This is a genomic window from Bacillus sp. NTK034, from assembly GCF_017303275.1.
Classification (GTDB): Bacteria; Bacillota; Bacilli; order Bacillales; family Cytobacillaceae; genus Cytobacillus.
On sequence record NZ_JAFKOJ010000001.1, the window covers coordinates 251,088 to 275,551 of the forward strand.

General features: G+C 39.0%; 23 protein-coding genes and 1 other annotated feature. Of the genes, 17 read left to right on the forward strand and 6 right to left on the reverse strand.

Features of this window, described 5'->3' with window-relative positions; genetic code table 11:
• Positions 1-29 precede the first annotated feature (29 nt).
• The 3 genes from opp4B (at position 30) to JI665_RS01340 (ending at position 3,183) form a co-directional block, all read left to right on the forward strand.
• Positions 30-995, forward strand: coding sequence for an oligopeptide ABC transporter permease (gene opp4B / locus JI665_RS01330; protein ID WP_206835300.1), 966 nt, complete (start codon positions 30-32; stop codon positions 993-995).
• A 12-nt stretch (positions 996-1,007) separates the two neighbouring features.
• Positions 1,008-1,928: an oligopeptide ABC transporter permease gene (gene opp4C / locus JI665_RS01335; RefSeq protein ID WP_206835302.1), complete on the forward strand. Its 921-nt coding sequence runs from the start codon at positions 1,008-1,010 to the stop codon at positions 1,926-1,928.
• A 508-nt stretch (positions 1,929-2,436) separates the two neighbouring features.
• Entirely contained in the window at positions 2,437-3,183 is a 747-nt protein-coding gene (locus tag JI665_RS01340) for a YjbA family protein (RefSeq protein ID WP_206835304.1), read from the forward strand.
• Between the two features lie 187 nt (positions 3,184-3,370).
• Here JI665_RS01340 and trpS read toward each other — a convergent pair whose 3' ends face one another.
• Complete coding sequence (gene trpS / locus JI665_RS01345; RefSeq protein WP_206835306.1) at positions 3,371-4,357, reverse strand: tryptophan--tRNA ligase; 987 nt, start codon at positions 4,355-4,357, stop codon at positions 3,371-3,373.
• A 100-nt stretch (positions 4,358-4,457) separates the two neighbouring features.
• Positions 4,458-4,676, reverse strand: a binding site (T-box leader).
• Positions 4,677-5,289: 613 nt separating this feature from the next.
• Here trpS and JI665_RS01350 point away from each other — a divergent pair.
• From JI665_RS01350 to JI665_RS01375, 6 genes are all read left to right on the forward strand, one after another.
• The gene (locus tag JI665_RS01350) at positions 5,290-6,936 is read left to right on the forward strand and encodes a peptide ABC transporter substrate-binding protein (RefSeq protein ID WP_206835308.1); all 1,647 of its coding nucleotides are present in this window, start codon (positions 5,290-5,292) and stop codon (positions 6,934-6,936) included.
• 94 nt (positions 6,937-7,030) lie between these two features.
• Positions 7,031-7,966 carry an ABC transporter permease gene (locus tag JI665_RS01355; RefSeq protein WP_206835310.1) on the forward strand — a complete coding sequence of 312 codons (936 nt, stop codon included), beginning with the start codon at positions 7,031-7,033 and terminating at the stop codon, positions 7,964-7,966.
• Positions 7,966-8,883, forward strand: coding sequence for an ABC transporter permease (locus JI665_RS01360; RefSeq protein ID WP_370224732.1), 918 nt, complete (start codon positions 7,966-7,968; stop codon positions 8,881-8,883). The genes JI665_RS01355 and JI665_RS01360 overlap by 1 nt, the downstream gene beginning before the upstream one ends.
• A 12-nt stretch (positions 8,884-8,895) precedes the next feature.
• Complete coding sequence (locus JI665_RS01365) at positions 8,896-9,963, forward strand: ABC transporter ATP-binding protein (protein WP_206835313.1); 1,068 nt, start codon at positions 8,896-8,898, stop codon at positions 9,961-9,963.
• A 2-nt stretch (positions 9,964-9,965) separates the two neighbouring features.
• A complete protein-coding gene (locus JI665_RS01370) occupies positions 9,966-10,901 on the forward strand; it encodes an ABC transporter ATP-binding protein (RefSeq protein ID WP_206835316.1) in 936 nt (311 codons plus the stop codon).
• A 399-nt stretch (positions 10,902-11,300) separates the two neighbouring features.
• Positions 11,301-12,506: a putative glycoside hydrolase gene (locus JI665_RS01375; RefSeq protein ID WP_206835317.1), complete on the forward strand. Its 1,206-nt coding sequence runs from the start codon at positions 11,301-11,303 to the stop codon at positions 12,504-12,506.
• A 115-nt stretch (positions 12,507-12,621) separates the two neighbouring features.
• Here JI665_RS01375 and JI665_RS01380 read toward each other — a convergent pair whose 3' ends face one another.
• Entirely contained in the window at positions 12,622-12,810 is a 189-nt protein-coding gene (locus tag JI665_RS01380; protein WP_206835319.1) for a hypothetical protein, read from the reverse strand.
• Positions 12,811-13,059: 249 nt separating this feature from the next.
• On the opposite strand from JI665_RS01380, the gene JI665_RS01385 reads away from it, so the two are divergent.
• The 5 genes from JI665_RS01385 to pepF all read left to right on the forward strand — a co-directional run bounded on the left by JI665_RS01385 (position 13,060) and on the right by pepF (position 18,882).
• Positions 13,060-13,635: a GNAT family N-acetyltransferase gene (locus JI665_RS01385; protein WP_206835321.1), complete on the forward strand. Its 576-nt coding sequence runs from the start codon at positions 13,060-13,062 to the stop codon at positions 13,633-13,635.
• Between the two features lie 463 nt (positions 13,636-14,098).
• On the forward strand, positions 14,099-14,494 hold the full coding sequence (gene spxA, locus JI665_RS01390; RefSeq protein WP_009331204.1) for a transcriptional regulator SpxA: 396 nt from the start codon (positions 14,099-14,101) through the stop codon (positions 14,492-14,494).
• Positions 14,495-14,910: 416 nt separating this feature from the next.
• Positions 14,911-15,573, forward strand: a complete 663-nt coding sequence (mecA, locus tag JI665_RS01395) for an adaptor protein MecA (RefSeq protein WP_206835324.1) — start codon at positions 14,911-14,913, stop codon at positions 15,571-15,573.
• A gap of 179 nt (positions 15,574-15,752) precedes the next feature.
• A complete protein-coding gene (locus JI665_RS01400; protein ID WP_206835326.1) occupies positions 15,753-16,946 on the forward strand; it encodes a competence protein CoiA in 1,194 nt (397 codons plus the stop codon).
• Positions 16,947-17,064: 118 nt separating this feature from the next.
• Positions 17,065-18,882 (forward strand): oligoendopeptidase F, encoded by a 1,818-nt coding sequence (gene pepF / locus JI665_RS01405; protein ID WP_206835328.1) that lies wholly within the window; start codon positions 17,065-17,067, stop codon positions 18,880-18,882.
• A 581-nt stretch (positions 18,883-19,463) separates the two neighbouring features.
• Here pepF and JI665_RS01410 read toward each other — a convergent pair.
• From JI665_RS01410 to JI665_RS01425, 4 genes are all read right to left on the reverse strand, one after another.
• Positions 19,464-20,339, reverse strand: a complete 876-nt coding sequence (locus tag JI665_RS01410; protein WP_206835331.1) for a ClpXP adapter SpxH family protein — start codon at positions 20,337-20,339, stop codon at positions 19,464-19,466.
• The gene (locus JI665_RS01415; protein WP_206835334.1) at positions 20,336-20,740 is read right to left on the reverse strand and encodes a globin; all 405 of its coding nucleotides are present in this window, start codon (positions 20,738-20,740) and stop codon (positions 20,336-20,338) included. Before JI665_RS01415 ends, JI665_RS01410 begins: the two co-directional genes overlap by 4 nt.
• Before the next feature lie 229 nt (positions 20,741-20,969).
• Positions 20,970-21,611 (reverse strand): lytic transglycosylase domain-containing protein, encoded by a 642-nt coding sequence (locus JI665_RS01420; protein ID WP_206835337.1) that lies wholly within the window; start codon positions 21,609-21,611, stop codon positions 20,970-20,972.
• A gap of 32 nt (positions 21,612-21,643) precedes the next feature.
• Positions 21,644-22,234 carry a CYTH domain-containing protein gene (locus tag JI665_RS01425; RefSeq protein ID WP_206835342.1) on the reverse strand — a complete coding sequence of 197 codons (591 nt, stop codon included), beginning with the start codon at positions 22,232-22,234 and terminating at the stop codon, positions 21,644-21,646.
• A gap of 211 nt (positions 22,235-22,445) precedes the next feature.
• On the opposite strand from JI665_RS01425, the gene JI665_RS01430 reads away from it, so the two are divergent.
• From JI665_RS01430 to JI665_RS01440, 3 genes are all read left to right on the forward strand, one after another.
• The gene (locus JI665_RS01430) at positions 22,446-22,811 is read left to right on the forward strand and encodes a hypothetical protein (protein ID WP_206835345.1); all 366 of its coding nucleotides are present in this window, start codon (positions 22,446-22,448) and stop codon (positions 22,809-22,811) included.
• Positions 22,812-22,930: 119 nt separating this feature from the next.
• Complete coding sequence (locus JI665_RS01435; RefSeq protein WP_275723073.1) at positions 22,931-23,569, forward strand: GTP pyrophosphokinase; 639 nt, start codon at positions 22,931-22,933, stop codon at positions 23,567-23,569.
• Positions 23,570-23,594: 25 nt separating this feature from the next.
• Positions 23,595-24,389 carry an NAD kinase gene (locus JI665_RS01440; RefSeq protein ID WP_009331194.1) on the forward strand — a complete coding sequence of 265 codons (795 nt, stop codon included), beginning with the start codon at positions 23,595-23,597 and terminating at the stop codon, positions 24,387-24,389.
• Positions 24,390-24,464 lie beyond the last annotated feature (75 nt).

The window sequence follows — 24,464 nt, forward strand, 5'->3', positions numbered from 1 at the left end:
TAAATTTTTGTTTGGTAAGGGGAATGGAAATGCTACAGTACACAATTCGACGACTCATAGGTATGATTCCAATAATTTTCCTTATCTCAGTAGTGGTTTTCACACTGGCGAAGCTAATGCCTGGTGATGCACTATCTGGAAAAATTGACCCTTTAAACTCAGATCCGGAGTATATTGAAGAAATGCGTGAGCAGATGGGATTGAATGATCCTATTCCTGTACAGTATGTCCGCTGGATGAGTGGTGTGGTCCAAGGAGATTTTGGAGATTCATTTGTTCATAAGCGCCCGGTTATGGAATTAATTGGTGACCGTTTGCCGAACACAATCATATTAGGAATATCAGCTCTAATAATTACTTATTTATTGGCCTTTTTAATGGGAAGATACTCTGGGCGTTTCGCCTATAGCATTGGAGATTATTTAATATCAGCTTTTAACTATTTAGCACTTGCAATTCCCAGCTTTGTTGCAGCTTTAGTTGCCATTTATGTTTTTGCCATCAATCTTGGATGGGTTCCAGCCAGTGGAAGTATTGGCAGCGGGGTAGAAGCAGGAACTCTGGAATATTACTTAAGTAAAGCAAAACATACTGTATTGCCGGCTATTGTCCTGGGAGCCATGGCTACAGCCGCTTATACACAGTTCTTAAGAAATGATATGATCGAAAGCTCTCGCAAGGATTATGTTCGTACAGCAAGAGCTAAAGGTACGAAAGAATCTGCGATTTATAATAAGCACATTCTAAGAAACTCCATCATACCTATCGTTACTTTACTGGGATTCGATATTGCCAATCTTTTTGGAGGGGCAATTATCACAGAAACCATTTTCACATACCCTGGCATCGGTTATTTATTCGTAGAATCAGTTAATGCACGTGATTATTCTGTCATGATGGCTATTGCCATGATGCTGACGATTTTAACCCTTATTGGAAATTTAGTTGCAGATTTACTATACGGTCTAGTAGATCCGCGTATTCGTTTAAGTTAGGTAGGTGAGAGTATGGAACCATCAATTTCACAGCAAACTTCGCCTGGTTTAGCAGACCCTGTTAAACCGCCGAAGAGTCAATCACCATGGGCTCTCGCCCGCCGCAAGTTTTTGCGCAATAAAGTGGCAATGATCAGTCTGGTCTTCCTGCTGCTGGTCTGTGCAATGTCCATATTGGCTGAGCCGCTAACTATGCCGGTTGAGGAGACAGCTAAGATCAATTTAACACAAATGAGCAAAGAACCATCTGCTGATCACTACTTTGGCACCGACAAGTCAGGCAGAGACGTTTTTGCCAGAACTCTGCATGGAGGCAAGACTTCACTCTTGCTTGCATTCTCTATCACACTAGCTGTTATTACTATTGGTACTCTTGTTGGTGCTACTGCGGGATATTTTGGCGGCTGGGTCGATAATGCACTAATGAGATTCACAGACTTTATGATGAACTTTCCATTCCTGCTTTTTGTTATCGTATTAAAATCAATTTTTATCGAATCAAGTACAGGAACCCTTATATTCGTAATAAGTGTACTCAGCTGGACAGGAACTGCCCGACTTGTTCGAAGCAAGGTCATGGCTGAGAAGGAAAATGAATATATTATGAGTGCTGTTTCCATCGGATGCTCTGCACCAAAGACCATCTTTAAACACTTGCTGCCGAATGTAATGTCAACCATTATCGTTCAGGCGACCATTACACTGGCAGCTATGATTGTAGCTGAGACAGGCCTAAGCTTCTTGGGATTCGGTGTACCAATCAACATTCCTACCTGGGGGAATATGCTTCAGGAAGCAAGAAGTCCGGATGTTTTGACCAGTAAATGGTGGATATGGATTCCGCCAGCTGCTGTTCTAACATTTACAATCCTATCGATCAACTTTATTGGAGAGGGCTTAAAAGATGCCTTCAATCCTAAATCCAACAGATAGCAAAGAAACGCCTATAGTCAGGCGTTTTTTTGTTGTCTTTAGGACAATAGCTTGTACATATCCGAACAAATTCCTTCATATACATGTAAAAAAGGACTGGGAGTGAGTTTATGGCAGCATTAAAACTTTTTGGGACTCACGCATATAGTAAAGAATATGTTATTTAGGGCATTTTGGCTTTTAACCGGGTTTGGGATTTCTGTTTCAGGAGGAGTCAGTGTAATAGGGTATTTAAATTTGCTTACAACTGGCCATACCTTCAAAGAATATTTCGATTTTATTATCTCGCGTCCAGAATGTTATCTGCTTCCGATCGGAATCATTATAATAACTTTAAGCATATATTTTCCTTATACTAGTGAGAATGAATAGAGGGAAGGTATTTATTACAGCAATGTCATTCCAAAATTTATTACAAAAAATGGATTGCAAGTGCAATATAGGAATAAATTTACTTCCTACTGCCCATACTGAGTGACAAATAGTTTGTTGAAGTGGGGGTTGAAAAATGTTGTATCTTCATGATGTTTGGGTGAATTGGTTTGAAGGAGAAGAGAATGGATACAATGTATGCCATTTTCATGAATGGAGAAAAGATGATGGCGTAGAACTGCTTGATCAGGTTCCGCTGCTGAAGATTGACCCGGTTCTATTTAATTATATTGAAAACGATCTTTCTGAGCTGCCACAACAACTGCTAGATGATATTTATCAAAAAGCTTACTTAAGGAAAAATCATGAACGTATTCAATTGGAGTATTGTTTTGTAGTTTCGGATGGGACAGGCATATTGGCAGTCGATACAATCGGCTATAATATCCCTATCAGGAAAAGCAGACTTATCCCGCGGCAGGAGCAGCTGGCATATGAAATGCTTGAAAATCAGGAAACGGCAAACTATTCATTTAATGATCAAACAGCATTAAAGGAATTTCATATTCTTTCTCCATCTCCGGATTTGATGGCAGGCCTGACGAGAAAAGAAAGGCAGCTTAAGCAGCTGCTGTTTATGGCGCTGGATCAGCTTCATTCCTCCAAAAATGATGCTGAAATCCGTTATTGGTATACGGAGTGGAGCCCGGAACGCTATTCCAAAATTCAGTCAATGAACTTCGAAGAGGCATGGTATGAACTTTACGATGAAAGTAAATACGGCTGGTCAGGTAAACACGAGAAGTTTTGTGAAAACTTAATAAAAGGACAGCCGTTTTTTGAGAAGTTGTGGGAAATGGAGCACGGTCCAAAAGTGAATTAGAAAAAAACAGCCAAAAGGCTGTTTTTTATTTAAAGAAAGGAATGTATAAATTCTAAACTTAGATAACTGTCTAGCTCCAGGCGCCATCGGCTCGCGATCATAAGCCAATCCGTCCAAAAGGTTAGAGAACAACCTTTTAGCCGGTTGTCTTATACTTGTCTCCGAAAAGCGGGCGCTTCCGCTTTTCTTATCTCTTTCGGCCGAGTCCCATGGCACTTTCCATTTTTTTAATCATTTTGTATGCAGCCTTATTCGCTTTTTCAGCTCCCTGATCAAGTACCAGATCAAGTTCTTCCGATTCCATTAGCGCATAATATTTATCCTGAATAGGTTTAATTGCTCCAACAACAACATCTGACAGGCCGGCTTTAAAATCTCCATATCCTTTGCCTTCGTATTCCTTTTCAATCTCCGCAACAGTTTTCCCTGAAAGGATTGAGTAAATGGAAAGGAGATTGGATACTCCCGGCTTGTTTTCCTTATCATATTTAACGATGCCTTCAGAATCTGTTACGGCACTTTTTATTTTCTTTTCAATTTGTTTTGGATCGTCTAATAACGATATAAATGACTTTTTATTAGGATCAGACTTGCTCATTTTCTTTAATGGATCCTGAAGGGACATAACCCTCGCGCCTGTTTTGGCGATTCTGACATCAGGAATAGTGAAGATGTCGTTGTACTTCTTATTGAATCTTTCTGCAAGATCGCGAGTTAATTCCAGGTGCTGCTTTTGATCCTCTCCAACTGGGACCAGATCAGTGTTGTATAGCAGGATATCCGCAGCCATCAGAGGTGGATAGGTCAGCAGTCCTGCAGATACAGCATCTTTACCTTCTGATTTGTCTTTGAACTGGGTCATGCGTTCGAGCTCACCGATGTAGGAAACACATTGCATCATCCATCCCGCTTGGGCATGGGCTGGAACTTCCGATTGGATGAATAGGATGGATTTCTCAGGGTCGATTCCAACAGCTAAATATAGAGCAGCCAGGCTTCGGATGTTTTTTCTTAATTCCAGTCTGTCCTGTGGAACTGTTATTGCGTGCTGGTCAACAATGCAGAAATAGCAGTTGTAATCATTCTGCAGTTCAACAAATTGCTTCATGGCACCGATGTAATTTCCAAGGGTTATAGTCCCGCTGGGCTGGATGCCGGAAAATATAGTTTTCATGTTTTTCCTCCTTTAATCGGCCTAAAAAATCATGAATTGACAGGCAGTAAAGAGCTATTTTGGTGCTGAAAGCATAAAAAAGAACCATTCGTCCCTATAAAATAGGGACGAATGGTCCGCGTTGCCACCCTAATTACTCAAATACTGAGTCACTCTGCCCTATGCAGAACAATGCATAGGTCCCCGATAACGCAGGGTAACGCCTGAAAAATTCAGAAGCTCAAAAGTCCATTCGATTTACCGGGCTGCCTGTTTGCACCTTCCACAGACTCTCTGCTAAACCCTCAGTAAATGTACTAATCTTTTTCATTGCCGACTAAATAATTTATTTTTATTTATATTATATAATAAGTTAAACTATCCGGATACAAAAATCAAGTTAATAAAAGGAAAATGAAAGTCACCGATAGCCTCCAATATCGGGTTGAATTTTACAATATATGGGTGGTTATTCCTATTAAAATAGCAAAAAATCTTTAAATGAAAAATTTTTTTATTATCTCAAAAATCTTAATTTATAAGACTTTTTGACGAAAAATGTCATACTCGATTGAATTGCATGTACAAAAAGCCACTTGCAATAAGTTTTTAAACTATTTATAATAAACGTAACAAACATATTCTTTACGAATTTGTTACATTTAAAACAAAACTATATCACTCCAGATAGCGAGAGTATGGTGCATATTGAGTAAGTTTATAGCTTACATCTTATAGATTACTTCTTTTAATCTGAATTATCAGAATATAGGGATAATCTATCTTTAAGAGAATATAAACTTGCTTTTTTTGTTGCCTTCTAAATAGTCTGCAAATTTTTTAAATTGAATTAACAGACTATTTGAGCAATATATCTGGGGCGCACAGTTGTGTTTTTTGTGAATGACAAGCGTAAGAGTATTGTTTGAGGAAATTAATAGGGGGTTAATACCGTGAACAAAAGATTATCGATCTTTTTTAGCATGCTGCTAGTGCTAAGCATGTTCCTTGCTGCGTGCAGCGGCGGCGGAGACAATGCTGATGGCGGCGACAAAGGCGGAGATGACGGCGGAAAGTCCGATGTACCGCAGGAACTACGAGTAAATATCAACACTGAACCACCATCTTTAAACCCAGGTTTAGCACAGGATTCAACTTCTGGAACTGTTCTGCGAAATGTCTTAGAAGGTCTTACTCGCATCAATCAAGATGGTAAGCCTGAAAATGCAATGGCAGAAGACATCAAAATTTCTGAAGACGGAAAAACTTATACATTCACAATTCGTGATGCTAAATGGTCAAATGAAGACCCAGTAACAGCCAAAGACTTTGAATATGCTTGGAAGTGGGCATTGGATCCTGCTAACAATTCAACATATGCATACCAGCTTTACTACATTGAAGGCGCTGAAGCTTTCAATACAGGCAAAGGTGAAAAGGATGCCGTTGGCGTTAAAGCTATCGATGACAAAACTCTAGAAGTAAAATTAGTAAACCCTACTCCTTACTTCGAAGAATTAACAGCTTTCTATACTTATTTACCGGTTAACAGCAAAATCGCAGAAGCTAACCCAGAATGGGCAACTGATGCTGGTGAAAACTTTACAACTAACGGGCCTTTCCATATGGTTGAATGGTCTCACAGTGACAAGATTGTTCTTGAAAAGAGCAAAACATACTGGGATGCTGAAACAGTTAAGCTTGACAGCATTGAAATGGTTATGATCAATGATCCTAATACTGAATTATCTATGTTTGACAATGGTGAACTAGATTGGGCTGGAGCTCCAACAGGTGCCCTTCCAACTGACGCTATGCAGGCTCTTAAAGACGAAGGCCGCTTAGTGACACAGCCAATCGCAGGTATTTACAATTACAAGTTTAATACAACTGTAGAACCATTTAATAACGTTAATATCCGTAAAGCATTTGCACATGCCATCAACCGTCAGGAGCTAATTGATAACATCCTTCAGGGTGAACAGCTTCCAGCAATGGCGATTGTCCCTCCATCAATGTTTGAAGAAAACGAAAAGGGCTATTTCCCTGACAATGATGTAGAAAAAGCAAAAGAATATTTACAAAAAGGTCTTGAAGAGCTTGGATTGAAAGATGCTTCTGAACTTCCAGCTGTAACTCTTTCTTATAATACTTCTGAGGCGCACCAAAAGATTGCCCAGGCAGTTCAGGATATGTGGAAGCAGAATCTTGGTGTTGAAGTAACTCTAGATAACTCAGAGTGGAATGTATACCTTGATAAATTAGACCAAATGGATTACCAAGTAGCTCGTTTGGGCTGGTTGGGTGACTTTAACGATGCAATCAACTTCTTAGAAATGTACCGTGACGCTGATGGCGGTAACAACAATACTGGATGGGAAAGCAAAGAGTTCCAGGATCTGCTTGCTAAATCTGCAACAGAAACTGACCCTGAAGCTCGCCAGCAGTTATTGAAGGATGCTGAAGCAATCTTCATGGAAGATATGCCAGTAGCTCCAATCTATTTCTATACTAATAACTGGGTACAGGCTGAGAACCTTAAAGATGTTGCAGTATCCGGCCTGGGTGATGTCCAGTATAAGTGGGCACACTTCGAATAAACATAGCTAAACTTACGAAAGGTATATGGGATGCACAATCCCATATACCTTCGTTTCTGATTAAGGCATTGTAATAAATTGGAGGTGTTTGACAATGGCGAAATATATTGGAAAACGCTTGGTGTACATGCTTCTGTCTCTATGGATGATTGTTACAGCAACGTTTTTCTTCATGCGCATTGCACCCGGAAACCCTTTTGCATCTGAGAAAAAACTTCCTCCCGAAATTGAAGCAAACCTGAATGCCCACTTTGGGCTGGACAAGCCATGGTATGCACAGTATTGGGAGTATCTGGTTCGAATTGTCAACTGGGATTTTGGACCATCATTTAAATATAAAAGCCAAACTGTAAACGACTTGATTAATGAAGGTTTTCCTGTTTCATTTCTTCTTGGAATGGAGGCCATTTTTATCGCCGTTGCAGTAGGAGTTCTCTTAGGAATCATTGCGGCATTAAAACATAATAGATGGCCGGATTACACAGCGATGATTGTAGCTGTCTTAGGTATCTCTGTACCTTCCTTTATCATGGCATCATTCCTGCAATATTTCCTGGCAATAAAAATGGGTATTTTCCCTGTTGCACGATGGGAATCATTTATGCACACCGTTCTTCCAGCCGTTGCACTGGCTTCGACACCGATGGCATTTATAGCCCGGTTAACTCGTTCGAGCATGCTTGAAGTTCTGGCGAATGATTATATTAAGACTGCTAAATCAAAAGGTTTAAGCAGGGGAGTAATTACAGTAAAACATACGGTCCGTAATGCCCTTTTACCTGTTGTAACATATATGGGACCATTAACCGCAGGTATTTTAACAGGAAGTTTCGTTATTGAAAGAATCTTCGGTATTCCTGGACTTGGTGCACACTTTGTAACAAGTATCAACAATCGTGATTATACGGTAATTATGGGTGTAACAGTTTTCTACAGTATTCTGTTGCTTGTATCTATTCTCCTTGTTGACATTGCATACGGAATCATCGACCCACGCATCAAACTTGCTGGCGGGAAGAAAGGAGAGTAATTATGCAGATTTCGAAAGATAAGTTCAAGTTAGTCGGAACACAGCTTGGTGAAGCTGAAAAAATTTCAAAGCCTAGTCTTTCTTTTTGGAAAGATGTATTTATTCGATTTCGAAAAAACAAGCTTGCCCTGTTTGGATTAGTATTATTAGGACTGCTAATCTTCATGGCAATCTTTGGACCATATATGACTCCATATGATTATGCATCAAATGATCTGGGCAATAAAAACCAGCCGCCTTCTTCTGAACATTGGTTTGGCACAGATGATCTTGGCCGTGATGTATTTGCCCGCACATGGGAAGGTGCACGAATTTCCATCTTCATTGGAGTTGCTGCAGCTGTAATTGATTTGATTATTGGTGTACTTTGGGGCGGTATAGCCGGTTATAAGGGCGGACGCACAGACGAGGGTATGATGCGATTTGCCGATATTTTATATGGTGTACCGTATTTATTATTAGTAATCTTGTTAATGGTTGTGCTAGGACAGGGATTGTCTACTATGATCATAGCAATGTCCATTACAGGTTGGATCAATATGTCCCGTATTGTCCGCGGTCAGGTGTTATCTCTGAAAAATCAGGAATATGTCCTGGCAGCCAAAACGCTTGGTGCAAATACAAGCAGAATTATGGGCAAACACTTAATTCCAAATTCAATGGGACCTATTTTAGTCACAATGACGCTGACGATCCCTTCTGCCATTTTTACTGAAGCATTCTTAAGCTTTATTGGCCTTGGATTAACACCGCCGATAGCAAGCTGGGGAACAATGGCCAATGATGGATTGCCGGCTATGCGTTACTACCCATGGCGTTTATTCTTCCCTGCTACGTTTATCTGTTTAACGATCTTTGCTTTTAACGTAGTTGGCGATGGCTTGCGTGATGCTCTAGATCCAAGAATGCGTAAATAAAGGAGTGAGAACATGGAAAAATTACTTGAAGTAAAAAATTTAGAAGTCTCATTCCAAACATATGGAGGTACAGTAAAAGCAGTCCGGGGAGTCAGCTTTGACCTTCATAAGGGAGAGACGCTAGCGATTGTTGGTGAATCTGGGTCAGGCAAAAGTGTTACTTCCCAGTCTATTATGAAGTTAATACCTATGCCGCCAGGCCGAATTTCAGGCGGGCAGATCCTGATGAATGGTGAAGACATTGTACCTAAAACAGAAAAACAAATGGAAAAGATTCGCGGTAAAGAAATCAGTATGATTTTCCAGGATCCGATGACGTCTTTGAATCCAACGATGAGGGTTGGAAATCAGATAATGGAAGTGCTGATTAAACACCAAAATATGACGAAGACTGATGCCAAAAATAGAGCAATTGAATTACTGAGACTTGTTGGTATTCCGATGCCTGAGAAAAGAGTGAATCAATATCCACATGAATTCTCTGGCGGTATGAGACAGCGTGCCATGATTGCGATTGCTCTTGCAGCCAATCCAAAGCTGCTTATTGCTGATGAGCCGACAACAGCACTTGACGTTACTATTCAGGCGCAAATCCTGGAGCTTATGAAAGATCTTCAAAATAAAATGGATACTTCCATCATCTTTATCACGCACGATCTGGGTGTTGTTGCAAATGTCGCGGACCGTGTTGCTGTAATGTATGCTGGCCAGATTGTTGAAATGGGCACTGTGGATGAAATTTTCTATGATCCGCGTCATCCTTATACATGGGGATTACTTGCATCAATGCCAAGCTTAGAAAATGATGATAAAGCTGAATTAGCTGCAATTCCTGGAACACCTCCAGATCTGACGAATCCTCCAAAGGGAGACGCATTTGCAGCCAGAAATCAATATGCACTAGCAATTGACTTTGAAGAAGAGCCGCCAATGTTCCAAATTTCAGAAACACATTTTGCAAAAACTTGGCTGCTTCACCCGGATGCACCAAAGGTTGAGCCGCCGGAAGCAGTAAAAAGACGTATGCGCCAATTATCCTCCACATTTGAAAAGCCTGTATTAGTGAAGGAGGGAAAATAATAATGGCAGAAAAATTGCTTGAAATTAAAAATTTAAAACAGCATTTTAATGTAGGCCGTCCAAATATGGTAAAAGCAGTTGATGGGATTACTTTTGATATTTTTAAGGGAGAGACCCTTGGACTTGTAGGTGAGTCTGGCTGCGGTAAATCAACTACTGGACGAACCATTATCAGATTATACGATGCAACAGATGGTCAAGTTCTTTTTGAAGGTGAAGATGTTCACGGCAAAAAGTCTGCAAAAGAACTAAAAAAGTTTAACCGGAAAATGCAAATGATTTTCCAGGATCCTTATGCTTCCTTGAATCCGCGTATGACTGTAGCCGATATTATTGCTGAAGGCATCGATATCCACGGTTTGGCAAAGAGCAAAAAGGAACGTATGGAGAGGGTTTATGAGCTTCTGGAAACAGTTGGTTTGAACAAAGAGCATGCTAACCGTTACCCTCATGAATTCTCTGGAGGACAGAGACAGCGTATCGGGATTGCCCGCGCGCTTGCGGTTGACCCGGACTTTATTATTGCCGATGAGCCAATATCAGCATTGGACGTTTCCATCCAGGCTCAGGTAGTAAACCTTATGAAAAAACTGCAGCGTGAAAAAGGATTAACATACCTGTTTATCGCTCATGACTTATCTATGGTTAAGTACATCAGCGATCGTATTGGTGTAATGTATTTCGGCAAACTGGTAGAGCTTGCGCCAGCAGAAGATTTATACGCCAATCCAATGCATCCATATACTCAATCACTGCTGTCTGCTATTCCTCTTCCAGATCCGGAAACGGAACGTGCCCGCAGAAGAAAGTCTTATGACCCAGCAGTCCACAATTACGCTGACAATGAAGAGCTGGAAATGCGTGAAATTACTCCGGGACATTTTGTTTACTGTTCTGAAAAAGAGTATAACGAATTAAAAGCCCAATATGCCAAATAACAAAAAACGATCTCAACTGAGATCGTTTTTTACATCCTGGAAAAGTAAGTGTTTGCTATACTTATGCTTATCCTTTTTGATAATAAAAAGGAGTTACCAAGATGTATGTTGCTCAGTCAAATATGTAGAGAGTAGAAATAACTCTTTAGCACGTTTATTCGCTAATGTAAGCTTTAGTATATAATACAACATTTTCTAGAATATTACTATTAGAATTTTCGATTATTTATATTTTTCCGTCAATTTGTCTAGTTAAGCAGCATTTTAATATTTTTTTAATATTATTGGTTTAAAGAACACTAAAAAAGATAATTTAGTATAAAGATAGTTCTTAATTCTTTGAATTAATCTTATAATGGAGGAAACAACAAGCAGAACTTCATAAAGGGGGCATCACATTTGAAAAAGTCAGTACCTCTTGCTGCTGCCTTAATGTTAGTGTCAGGTCTGTTCATTTCTGCCCAATCCGGGGATGCAAAAGAACAGGAAACCGAGGAACCAGGCCAAAACCCGCAAAGGGAACATGTTTCGCTTGTAAAAGCACTGCCAGAAAAAATAAACCGGTTTCAATTTGATTCTGGCTATCATTTTCAATATCCTGATGCTGTAAGAGGGATATATGTTACCGGACATTCTGCAGGCGGCGAAAAGTTTAGTAACCTGGTAAATTTGATGGATGAAACCGATTTAAATGCGATGGTAATCGATATTAAGGACGATTGGGGTAATCTTACTTATATTCCTGAAGATAGCTCACCATATCATGAAATTGGAAAACCTTACATAAAGGATTCAAGTAAAATCCTGAAAGTCATGGAAGATAAGCAAATATATCCGATTGCACGGGTAGTTGTTTTCAAAGATTCTGTCCTGGCAAATAAAAAGCCGGAATGGTCTTATAAAGAAAGAGACAAAGTATGGAAAAATGGCAGAGGTGAATCATTTGTTAATCCATTTATAAAAGAAGTTTGGGATTACAATGTAGGAATTGCTATTGAAGCTGCCAAAATGGGATTTCAGGAAATTCAATTTGACTATGTCCGGTTTCCTGAAGGGTTTGAACACCGCGATAGCTCTTTGAAATATAGTATGGGTGAATATAAAAATCTTAAAATTGAAAATGTGCAGAAGCGAGTAAGCGCTGTAACAGACTTCGTTGAGTATGCAAGGAAAGAGCTTGAGCCATATGGAGTAAAGGTATCGGTTGATATCTTTGGTTACACGGCTACCCTCCCTGAAGCTCCAGGAATTGGTCAAAATTTTTCTAAGATCTCAGAACATGTAGATGTAATTTCTTCTATGATTTATCCAAGCCACTGGACTTCCTATTTTGGAATAGCCAAACCAGATCTGGAACCTTATAAGCTGGTTTCTGAATATGCAAAGCTTGAGAATAGGAAATTGGAAGAGTTGGATAGTCCGCCTGTTTCAAGACCGTGGCTGCAGGATTTTACAGCTTCTTATTTAGGAGCCGGAAATTATAAGGAGTATGGAAGAGCCGAGGTTGAAGCTCAAATAAAGGCATTGAACGAACAGGGAATTAATGAATTCCTTCTATGGAATGCGGGTAATTCGTATACACCAAAAGTGGATTATACACCATAAAAGCCAGAAGGAGGCCGATTATTTTGGCCTCCTTCTGGCTTTGTTTATCAATAAATTAAGTTACATATCATTTGACACCAATCTTGAATGCGGTATCATAGTATAGAGGCATAGGTTACTGCTTTTTCTTACCGCCTACGCTTTTCCATCCAGTCTGCACCCTTGCAGATTGATCCACGAATTCGGATTTATTTTTACCGCCAAACAACTTTTCTCCAATACCATTAGTTAGTACACCTAATAAGGCAGTAAATCCAATTATGAGCAGTGCAACAATTGTTAAATCAGTTATGTAACCAACCATGATAAACCTCCATCTTTCTTTTCACAGTATCCTGTGATTAGTGTATAAAACATCCCTAATCTTATTTTATTCGAAATTTTCCAGTATTAAAAGGGGTAATTCCACAAATACTTTATCTGATTGGAAATAGTATAAAAGGCTAAAGCATAAAAGTGAGTGGAAAGGAAAGCTGGGAGCTTATCATGCTGGAATAAATATTCATGTTCAATAAACAGTTTATCGTTTGTGAGCAAAAAAAGGAGAAGATCCATGCATTGGTATGAAAAACTGAATCAATATTTCCCTATTGAAGAAATGAAATCGAGAGAACATATGGAAACCTTATTAAAGGAACGGTCAGACATTTATCATAAAGATGAAGGTCAACACCATGTACTTATGTATGTGGAATTGGATAACTTTGTGTTTATTGATTATCTGTTTGTTTCAAAGGAATCCAGAGGACAAGGGCTTGGCCATAAATTACTTCAAAAGCTGAAAGCCAAAGGCAAGCCGATCATTTTGGAAGTTGAACCAGTGGATTATGAAGACACGGATACAGAGAAGCGCCTTCGGTTCTATAAAAGAGAAGGGTTTGAGCATGCACAATCAATCGGATACAGCCGCCGGTCTCTTGCAACAAATGAAATCAATACAATGGAAATTCTATATTGGTCTCCTGAGAATGAAAGTGAAGAAATGATTTATGAAGCTATGAGGAAAACATATAAAATGATACACACATACAGAGATGAACATTTCTATGGAAAGTCCTATCAGCCTGTAGATGAGGTCCTGACCTATGAGGAAAATAAAAATGGGACGGATGTATTGGAGGATCTTTAAGAATTGGGAAAACACAGCCATTTTTGTAAATGGCTGTGTTTTCATTTTCATTTATTAATTGAGAAAATGTTAATATCAATTTTAGGTTTAATCAAAATTAATAAGGGTATACAAAGTATAAATAAAATAATTTAATACATAAAATTCCCTTGAGCTAAAGGCTTAAGAATCTTATGGAAGAAATTATAGCAAAAAAGATATAAAAAAATGAAACTTTTTGCTTGTTCATTCGTCTTATTAAGTAGATTCTAATTCTTAATCCATTTGTTTAATAAATGTTTAATACTTTTATCATATTTATAAAAAGTTATACCAAATAGATATTGTTTGGTGTATAATAAATAATATAAATTCCTTGATTAAAGTTATTTTAATCTAGAAAACTCTAGAAATATTTGATTAAACAAATATAAATCTCAGATAGTTTCATATATGTCTAATTTAAGGAGTGTGAATTTGTAAAATGGTCACATTATACACTTCACCAAGTTGTACATCTTGCAGGAAAGCTAAATCATGGTTAGAAGAACATGAGATTGCCTATAAAGAAAGAAATATCTTTTCAGAACCGCTGTCAATTGATGAAATTAAAGAAATTCTGCGCATGACTGAAGATGGAACCGATGAAATTATTTCTACTCGGTCAAAGACATTTCAAAAGCTTGATGTAAACCTTGAATCAATGCCTCTCCAAGATTTATTTGAGTTGATCAAGGAAAACCCTGGGCTGCTTCGCCGTCCAATCATTCTTGATGAAAAACGTTTGCAGGTTGGATATAATGAGGACGAAATAAGACGTTTCCTTCCAAGAAAAGTTCGCACCTACCAGTTGCGTGAAGCACAGCGCATGGTAAATTAACAGTGGTTTAATTTAAATCTGAAAGATTTGCTCAAGTCCAGATTGTGAATTAACAAACTTATTCAATTATACTTAAAATTAAGAGGCCTTCTTTCTGTTAACAGAAGAAGGTCTTTTTGTTTGTTATGTGAAAAAGAACAAGGAATATGGATATAATAAGAGAATATATAGTTACAGTAAAATTTGATAAGGATGGAAGCTTGGGACAATATAGGCATTTAACGGTTTTTCTAAACATATGACTTTTTAATTCCCTTTATGCTCAATTTGTCATAAAATAAAAGTACAAGGTACAAAATACAGTTTACCTTCAATTAAATCGGGGATTAGCCAATTGATTTACGGGTAAATGGATAACACATGACTGCTGGGGGTATTTAGTCCCTTCAATCATAGCCAGAAGGGAGAGTTGCTGCATGGAAATCGAACGTATTAATGATCATACAGTTAAATTTTATATTTCTTATCTTGATATAGAAGAAAGAGGCTTTGACCGTGAAGAGATTTGGTACAATCGTGAGCGGAGTGAGGAACTCTTTTGGGAAATGATGGATGAAGTCCATCAGGAGGAAGAATTTCTTGTTGAAGGACCTTTATGGATTCAGGTACAGGCATTGGATAAGGGTCTGGAGGTTCTTGTAACAAAGGCCCAGCTTTCAAAGGATGGTCAGAAGTTTGAACTTCCTGTCCCGGATGAAAAAGTGAAAGATTTGCCTGTGGATGAACATATAGAGGAAATGCTCGATCATCATTTCCGTAAATCCGATGAAGATGAGCCTGGATATGAAGGCGATCTTGAGTTCCTATTATCATTTAAAGATTTTGAAGACGTTATTTCATTATCAAAGCAGTCAAGTCTTGATTCCATTACTACAAAGTTATATTCCTTTGAAGGGAAATATTATTTATTCGCAGAGTTCCCTGAAGAGCTTTTTGAAGAGGATGACATAGATAACATGCTAAGCATTCTCCTTGAGTACGGGCACGAAACGAGCACAACAATTCACCGTGTAATGGAATATGGCAAATTGATTATAGAAAATGATGTTTTTGAAAATCTGAGAAAACATTTTAAATAGTTCAGCAAAGCCGATTTCATTTTTGAAATCGGCTTTATTTTAGTAAGGGCATCCGCGTCAGACAATGCAGCAAGAAACGTATGTATATGTTTGTATAAAAAGCTCAAAAAGAATTTGCAGAATATAAAGGAATTTAGCAATTAAATAAAGAACGTTTATCATAGAAAGGAGATGATCATTTGTTAGTTGCCGCAACAGAGAAGGGGGTTCGAATAAGTCTCTTAGGTCCACATAGTATCCCTGATTTACAGCAGTATAGGGAAAAGCACACTTTTTTCTGCCCCGAATGCAAAGAGGAAGTAATTATGAAGATCGGTAATAAGAGAATCCCGCATTTTAGCCACAAAAAGGGTTCTGAATGTCCGGAAAGCTATGAAAGGGAATCTGAATACCATATTTCTGGAAAGCTCCTTTTGTATCAATGGCTAAAGAAAAAAGGGTTAGATCCAATTCTGGAGCCATACTATCCGGACATTTCACAGCGGCCAGATATAAGTGTCCATTTTGAAGGTGTAAATTATGCTCTTGAATATCAATGTTCAATTATCTCAGAGGAGTTATTTAAAAAACGAACAGAAGCTTATTTTCAGTCAGGCATCGTTCCAATATGGATACTGGCAGGAAAAAATATTAAGCGCATTGGGAAAGCAAAAATTTCTTTATCTGGGTTCCAGTACTTATTTCTTCGGCAAACAGCTTCAGACAATTGGGTAATCCCTTCATTCTGCCCCAATACAAAGTCCTTCATCAATGTCCGCCAAATCCTTCCCTTAACTGTCAGAAATGCCTACGCGCATTATGATGTGAAAACAATCTTCCATGCTGATCCAGATTTTTTATTTGATCCATATTTTAAAAATGATTTAAAAATAAGTGAATGGAAAAATGAAATTCGAAAAATAAAGAATTTCCTTGCTCAGAATAGCAGTGCATATAAAAATACCTTTCTTCAGGAAATATACTCCCGCTCAATTGCTCCTGCTTTACTCCCGCCTGAAATTGGCCTTCCTGTCCGCCATTCTCCATTTATTGAAACCCCGCCTATACAGTGGCAGTCCTACTTGTACATGGATGTCATCGGCAAAGATAGACCGTTTTCTCATGCGCGAATGGTTGCTGCCTTTCGCAATAGGGTAAAGAACAGCGATATTAAAGTCAGGTCAATTCCACTGATTCAAACAGGATCTGAAGTTTTGGCAGTTAAAGAATATATGGATGTCCTTATTAACTTAAACATTGTTAAACAAACTGGAAACGGTCTGTACAAAAGAACTGCGTCTTGTGGAGAGCCTGACCATTCCTCCTGTATTCTCCAAAGAGAGGAGGATTTTTATAGGGGTATCACGCAAAGCATTTTGCAGGGCAATAAATGAAAAAGATCTATTTAACATAAAATAATCAAAGATTTGCACATTCGCTCTTTAAAAAGAAGGAATTTGTTTTTTGAAAGAGAAGATAGTGTAATGGGACTTTTGAATGGAGGATGAATGAATGGCTAATGAGACAACTGTAAAGAAACTGCCAGCAAGGAATGAGATTTCACCAGAAGATACCTGGCGTTTGGAGGATATTTTCCCTTCTGATGAGGAATGGGACAAGGAATATAATGATGTGCAGAAGCTGATCCCTAATGCAGGCAAGTATCAAGGCAGGCTTGGGGAAAGTGCTGAAACATTATATGAAGCGCTGCAGTTCCAAGATCATTTACTCTCGCGCCTTGGGAAGCTTTATACATATGCCCATATGCGTTATGACCAGGATACAACGAACTCATTTTATCAGGGCCAGGACGACAAAATCAAAAATTTATATTCGGAAGCTGCAAGTGCACTCGCGTTTATTGTTCCTGAATTGCTGGCTGAAGATGAAGAGAAGATTGCCGGGTTTTTAGAGGAAAAAACGGAGCTGCAATTATATAAACATTCGCTTGAGGAAATTAATCTTCAAAGGCCTCATGTATTATCTGCTGAGCAGGAATCCCTGCTTGCCCAGGCTTCCGAGGTGCTTGGGGCTTCAAGCAATACATTTGGCATGCTGAATAATGCTGATTTGGAGTTTCCATCCATTAAAGATGAAAATGGTGAAGAGGTAGAAATCACTCATGGACGGTTCATCCGTTTTCTCGAAAGTGATGAGCAGCGTGTGCGCCATGATGCTTTCAAAGCGGTATATGAGACTTATGGGAAGTTTCGCAATACATTCGCAAGTACTCTAAGCGGGAATGTGAAAAAGGATAATTTCAATGCAAAGATCCGGAATTATGAATCTGCGCGCCATGCTGCCCTATCTGCGAACAATATTCCTGAAAGTGTTTATGAAAATTTAGTCAATACCATTAATGATAATCTGCATTTGCTTCATCGATATGTCAAACTCCGCAAGAAGGTTCTTGGGGTCGAGGAGCTTCATATGTATGACCTTTACACTCCTTTGGTGAAGGAAGTAAAAATGGAAATCCCCTACAATGAAGCAAAGGATCTCATCTTAAAAGGACTGAAGCCGCTTGGCGAGGACTATTTGAAAATTTTAAATGAGGGCTTTGAAAATCGCTGGGTAGATGTTCATGAGAATAAGGGCAAAAGAAGCGGTGCTTATTCATCTGGAACATATGGCACTAATCCATATATACTGATGAACTGGCAGGACAATGTGAACAATCTATTTACCCTTGCTCACGAATTTGGGCATTCTGTTCACAGCTATTACACAAGAAAATACCAGCCATATCCATATGGAAATTACTCAATTTTTGTCGCAGAGGTTGCATCCACATGTAATGAGGCCCTCTTAAATGATCATCTGCTTAAAACAATAGATGATGATAAGAAGCGTTTGTATTTGTTGAATCATTATCTTGAAGGCTTTAGGGGTACTGTTTTCCGCCAGACAATGTTTGCAGAGTTTGAACATCTCATCCATCAAAAGGCGCAAAACAATGAAGCTTTGACTGCAGATTCATTGACGAAAGCATATTATGAACTCAATAAGAAATATTTTGGGGAAGAAGAGATCGTGATTGATGAGGAAATCGGTCTGGAATGGTCCAGAATCCCGCATTTCTACTATAATTATTATGTTTATCAATATGCAACAGGCTTCAGTGCGGCAACGGCATTAAGCAAGCAAATTCTTCAGGAAGGGCAGCCTGCTGTTGACAGATATATTGAATTCCTGAAATCCGGCAGCTCAGATTATCCGATTGAGGTGTTAAAGAAAGCCGGTGTTGATATGACAAGCAGCAAGCCGATTGAAGATGCCTGCAAAGTATTTGAAGAAAAGCTTAACGAAATGGAAAGCCTGCTTTCTTAAATAGAAAAGTGGAAGCGCCATGCCCGCCTACACCTTGAGGGGGGCATGGCGCTAGACAGTACATAAAAGGTGCCTGGCGTTTCTCGGGCACCTTTTATGTATTGTTCAAAACCCCTTAAATCTCCTTCGGTCATTCAAATATAAAAATAAAATCAGGAGAGAAATAAATAAAATAGGTGAAGTGATGAAAATGGGGATAAGTTTCATCAATCCGAGAATATTTAAAATAAAGGAGAGCAAGATGAGCAGCAGCATCAATAATACAGGCAGTTTTTTCATATTGCATTCTCCTCCTGGCCAAGGTTTACATCCGTATTATTTTATGCGGTTGTCCAGAAAGTGATGACTTGATTTTGACAATATTGTGAAAAAAGGCACAAACTCATTGTCATTTTCTTTCACATCATGATATATTACAGATGTGAAGTTGATCACATGCAAACATTTACCCCTTTTGTTTGGAAGTGAAAAATTTCTCCCATCCCCTTTGTTTGTATAAAAACCCTGAAAAAGCCGTGCAAATGAAGTGCATGGTTTTTTTCAGCGAAAAAATAAAGCTGTGCATATTGCACAGCTTTACATTACCCTGAATATCTCCAGAAATTACCGTATTTTGCAGGTACATACTCAGCTATTTGCTTTAGTTGAAGCTTTTTCATTTCCCTGTTCACTTCGCTGTCCGACATATTATATACAACTGAGATCTCCTTGCTGGCCACTAGCTTAAAGTATTTTAAGAAATATTCAAGGGGCGGAAGAGGAGCACGCTCAGGTTTAGCAGGAAGCATTTCCTCTAAAATCTGTTCATAAATTTCATATGGATAGTATCCAGTGACTTTGATGCCTTCATCTTCAATATTTTCATTAAAAAAGACAAGAGTGGGTATTTCTTGGACATCCATTTCAGAAGTAATTTTTAAATCGCATTGAAAAGCCTTTGCTGCACTATCTGAATGAATATCAGAAACAAATTCTACTACATCCAGACCGACTTCCTTAGCACAATCCTTTAGCACTTCAAAATGAGACACATTCTGCTTTTCAAGAAATAAGACCTCCTGAAGCTTGCGTAAAAATCTGATGCCAGCTTTTCTCCCTTGCAATTCCGCAGCTTTAATTGCAACCGAAGCCAGGTGCGGGGAAGAAATCGGATTTTCGAACCAGACGTTCCCGTCACATGACATTCCAGAGCGGCTTGCTGTTTTCTCCCATAAATCAGCAATGTTTTCGTAGTTTTGCCTTTTCCCCATATTTAACGTTGCCAGCCTGCCGCTTAATACATGCTTTATGGAAAAATAGCGGCCGTATTCAATCAGGAGCTTTTTTAAGATTGGCTCCAAAGCCCAGCATTCTGGGCAAAGGGGATCAACAAACATATAGACTTCTACGGGCTTTTTTTCACTGCCGTGGCAATGTGGAGATGTAAGCTTGTTTTCATTGGATTCTGGCTTATTCACGAGCTTTCACCTTTCACGCCGTTTTCAGGTGTATTGATCATATGCTGGGCAGTGAGTACAAGCCTTGCAAAAAAGTCTTCTCTCAAGCGGCCTTCCAGCCTAATTTCGTCCATTGCTTCATTCATGCATAAAAGCCAGGCCTTTGCCCGCGTTTCCGTTATGGGAAAAGGCATGTGCCGCGCCCGAAGCATCGGATGTCCATGTTCTGAAGTATATAAAGGAGGTCCCCCTAAATACTGCGTCATAAACTGCTTTTGTTTTCTGGCTGTCTCTGTCAGGTCATCTGGAAAAATAGGAACGAGATCAGGATGTTGTCCTACGCGCCGGTAAAAAGCGTCAATTAGATGGTGAAGTTTTTCCTCACCAATAGCGTCGAAGGGAGTGTGCATTTTCTCGGCCATATTTAAAACTCCTTTTATGAGTTAATTCGTTTGTAAAAAAATCTTCCTATTTAATATTGAGTGGTGTGATCTCTTTATATTCTATCAATGAGGGATTTATATCTCAAACAAATAGCTTACTGAGCCCTTTTGACTATAGTATGGATTAAGCACATGCCGTCAATCCGGAACATTTGCTGAAAAGGTATTGAAAAAGCCGCCCGGTAAATTCGGGCGGCTGAAATAAGCCTTAAGCCATAAACGATGAGGTAACTTTCTTTATGTAATTCAGTGTTTCTCTAAAAGGCGGGACTCCTCCGTATTTATCTACATTTCCAGGTCCGGCATTATAGGCAGCCAATGCAAGTTCAACATTATCCCCATACCTGTCCATCATTTGCCGTAAATATTTGACTCCGGCAAAAATGTTCTCTGCAGGGTCGAAGATATTTTTAACGCCGAGCCCCTTGGCTGTATCAGGCATAAGCTGCATCAACCCGGAAGCACCTGCATGGCTTACTGCATTCGGATTGAAGTTTGATTCCTGTTTAATGACTGACTTAATCAGATTAACTGGTACATTAAACAGATCTGATGCTTTTTGAATCAGATCATCAAAATCACTTTTTGAAGTTTTGGCAAATTTGGTTAGTTTTAGGGGGGGAAGAGCTGCAGCTGTATGGGTATCTGTTTGTAAAGCGCTAATATAAGGTTCCAGAGACGCAACTGCTCCAAGTCCACCTGTGACTTGATGAGATGAACCGGGACTTTCCGGAACTAACCCGGCCAATAGCTCTTGAAACAGAGGATTTGAAGTGTTCGTTTGCTTAGAACTATTAAATCCTTGCAGTGCCTGCAGCTCCATCAATATTTTTAACTGATCTACGTTCATTATATTGCTCCTTGGCAAAAGCTGTAATTCTATTAAGCCTTTTGCTGTCTGTATTTTTCGTTATAAAATCTCTTAATTTTATTTTCGGTCTTCCTGACAGGAATGTTAAGCTGTTTAAGCAAATTTAGAAAAGTCAATTCACCTTCATTCCTGTTATCCACTTCATATTCTAACTCAAAATCTTCCTTATTTAAATAGCTGCTGTGATCAAGAACAGCCAAACCTTTCATGTACTCCTTTTCGGCACGTTTTGTTGCGAGAGTACCAAAGTATTGAAGTCTATCTGTCTTTATGCCCAGCTTTTCTATGGATATTATTATCTGTTCTTTGGGAATTTTTCCAGTCTGGATCATCTCTGCAGCTTCGGACTCAGTAATGTTTTCATTAGTCTCTAAAAGCCCTTCAGGGTGGGGCTGTTTAAGCGTCAATTCAAATGAGCCGTTTTTCTGCCTAATCCTTAAGGCACTCCCTTTAGACTTCAATAAAAAATCCGGTGTATCAAAGTAATGATTCTCCTGTTCAGAAAAATCCTCGCTTCTTAAGTAAAAAAAATCTATTAATGAGGAAAACTCTTCACTGGTCAGCATGTTTTTAAATTCAATTTCAATATTTTTGTTAGACAAGCCTCTACACCTCAGCTATTAGTAATTTCCTGTATTATCTCCTTAATTAGCATGGACTTCAATCTTTGAAGTTTTTTTTATTATTGTGATAAAGTCAATCAGGGGAGACTCAACTATCGGGGCGCAGGACTGTGGCTATGAAAATTGAATCAGGGGTTTTACTGTCCATAAAATCTGCGATAGAATAGGTAATGACAATGGAGGTAGAAAAATGAAACAGAAACTTACAGTTTTAAATGCAGAATGGATTGAAAATGAATTAATTTTGGAAATAGAAGCTGGAACAGTCTCAGGCTTAACAGCCATGCGGCAAATATTGGCTGATTCCGACAACCTTTCATTTATTTACATAGCAGAACAAAATGATGATTATACATATATTTCCCTTCCGGAAACAGTCTGGACGGAACTTAAAAAGGCACTTGATGGCCAGATGCGTGTTTTTGCTTCTGATCGTAATCATGATCGTATTGAACTGGCAGGCTTTCATGAGGAATTAGGAGATTTAATAGAAAATATCCGTGGGAACAGCAATTATGGTAATGAAATGGTAGAAAAAGTAGAGAACATATTTTAATTAATGTTTAAATTACGAAAAACTTGGATAAAGAGATAGGCTGTGTTACCCCCTCTCGAAGTCGGGGGTAGTCGAGGCGCTTGCGCTTTTCTAACTTCGGATATTTGGTGGTGTTGCAGGTGAAGCATTGGGATTTATTTTTGGCGCCATATAAGCAGGCGGTCGAAGAATTAAAAGTAAAGCTTAAAGGCATGAGAAGCCAATTTGAAATGGATTCTACCCATTCTCCGATTGAATTTGTTACTGGGAGGGTAAAGCCAATTGCAAGCATTCTTGATAAGGCAAACCAAAAAGGCATTCCTCTCGACAAATTGGAATCTGAAATGCAGGATATTGCCGGTGTTAGAATGATGTGCCAATTTGTAGATGATATTAAGAGAGTGGTTGAGCTATTAAGAAAAAGAAATGATTTTGAAATTGTTGAAGAAAGAGACTACATATCTCATAAAAAAGCAAGTGGTTACCGCTCTTACCATGTCGTGATCCGCTATCCTGTTCAGACAATAAAAGGAGAGAAGAAAATTCTCGCAGAGATTCAAATCAGAACACTTGCCATGAATTTCTGGGCCACGGTTGAACATTCCTTAAATTATAAATATAAGGGCCAATTCCCTGAGGATATTCAAATGAGGCTCCAGAGAGCGGCAGAGGCTGCTTTCAGGCTGGATGAAGAAATGTCACTCATTCGCGGTGAAATTCAGGATGCACAGGCATTCTTTACAAGGAAAAAGGAAAAGCAGCAAAAGGGAGAAAACTAACGTATAAAAGAGGAGCTTGGATAAGATGAAATTTGCCATTACCTCAAAAGGAGATTCAAAATCTAATACACTCATGCACAAAATGAGAACCTATTTATTGGACTTCGAGCTTACATATGATGAAGAAGAGCCTGATATTGTCATATCGGTAGGCGGGGATGGCACTTTACTTTATGCCTTTCACCGATACAGCAGCCGTCTGGACAAGACCGCGTTTGTGGGTATACATACAGGCCACCTTGGGTTTTATGCAGACTGGGTGCCGGAGGAAATCGAAAAGCTTGTCATTGCAATTGCCAAAACCCCATATCAAGTGATTGAATATCCGCTCCTGGAAGTAATTATCCGCTACCAGCATGGCGGCAAAGAAACCCGTTATCTTGCATTGAATGAATCAACAGTTAAAGCGGTGGAAGGTACTTTAGTAATGGATGTGGAAATACGCGGCCAGCATTTTGAAAGGTTTCGGGGAGATGGCCTTTGTGTTTCTACACCATCTGGAAGTACAGCTTATAATAAGGCGCTGGGGGGTGCCATCCTGCATCCATCCTTGCCTGCCATCCAGCTTGCTGAAATGGCTTCCATCAATAACAAGGTATTCCGTACAGTTGGCTCTCCGCTCGTATTGCCGGCACACCATACATGCATGCTTAAGCCTGTGAATGAACCGGATTTTCAAATTACCATTGATCATTTGACTCTTCTTCATAAAGATGTAAAATCAATACAATTCAGAGTGGCAGATGAGAAAATCCGTTTTGCCAGGTTCAGGCCATTCCCATTCTGGAAAAGAGTTCACGATTCATTTGTTGCTGATTGATAAAGGAACCCTGCAGTTTTTAGAATCACTTATTTTAATAATCCCGTTACTTCTTATAGAACAGGAGCCAATTGC

What these genes read in the sequence shown, in the direction of transcription:
- opp4B (WP_206835300.1), top strand. Translation starts at nt 30, where the DNA reads ATGCTACAGTACACAATTCGACGACTCATAGGTATGATTCCAATAATT.
- opp4C (WP_206835302.1), top strand. Translation starts at nt 1,008, where the DNA reads ATGGAACCATCAATTTCACAGCAAACTTCGCCTGGTTTAGCAGACCCT.
- JI665_RS01340 (WP_206835304.1), top strand. Translation starts at nt 2,437, where the DNA reads ATGTTGTATCTTCATGATGTTTGGGTGAATTGGTTTGAAGGAGAAGAG.
- trpS (WP_206835306.1), bottom strand. Translation starts at nt 4,357, where the DNA reads ATGAAAACTATATTTTCCGGCATCCAGCCCAGCGGGACTATAACCCTT.
- JI665_RS01355 (WP_206835310.1), top strand. Translation starts at nt 7,031, where the DNA reads ATGGCGAAATATATTGGAAAACGCTTGGTGTACATGCTTCTGTCTCTA.
- JI665_RS01365 (WP_206835313.1), top strand. Translation starts at nt 8,896, where the DNA reads ATGGAAAAATTACTTGAAGTAAAAAATTTAGAAGTCTCATTCCAAACA.
- JI665_RS01370 (WP_206835316.1), top strand. Translation starts at nt 9,966, where the DNA reads ATGGCAGAAAAATTGCTTGAAATTAAAAATTTAAAACAGCATTTTAAT.
- JI665_RS01380 (WP_206835319.1), bottom strand. Translation starts at nt 12,810, where the DNA reads ATGGTTGGTTACATAACTGATTTAACAATTGTTGCACTGCTCATAATT.
- JI665_RS01385 (WP_206835321.1), top strand. Translation starts at nt 13,060, where the DNA reads ATGCATTGGTATGAAAAACTGAATCAATATTTCCCTATTGAAGAAATG.
- spxA (WP_009331204.1), top strand. Translation starts at nt 14,099, where the DNA reads ATGGTCACATTATACACTTCACCAAGTTGTACATCTTGCAGGAAAGCT.
- mecA (WP_206835324.1), top strand. Translation starts at nt 14,911, where the DNA reads ATGGAAATCGAACGTATTAATGATCATACAGTTAAATTTTATATTTCT.
- pepF (WP_206835328.1), top strand. Translation starts at nt 17,065, where the DNA reads ATGGCTAATGAGACAACTGTAAAGAAACTGCCAGCAAGGAATGAGATT.
- JI665_RS01415 (WP_206835334.1), bottom strand. Translation starts at nt 20,740, where the DNA reads ATGGCCGAGAAAATGCACACTCCCTTCGACGCTATTGGTGAGGAAAAA.
- JI665_RS01420 (WP_206835337.1), bottom strand. Translation starts at nt 21,611, where the DNA reads ATGAACGTAGATCAGTTAAAAATATTGATGGAGCTGCAGGCACTGCAA.
- JI665_RS01430 (WP_206835345.1), top strand. Translation starts at nt 22,446, where the DNA reads ATGAAACAGAAACTTACAGTTTTAAATGCAGAATGGATTGAAAATGAA.
- JI665_RS01440 (WP_009331194.1), top strand. Translation starts at nt 23,595, where the DNA reads ATGAAATTTGCCATTACCTCAAAAGGAGATTCAAAATCTAATACACTC.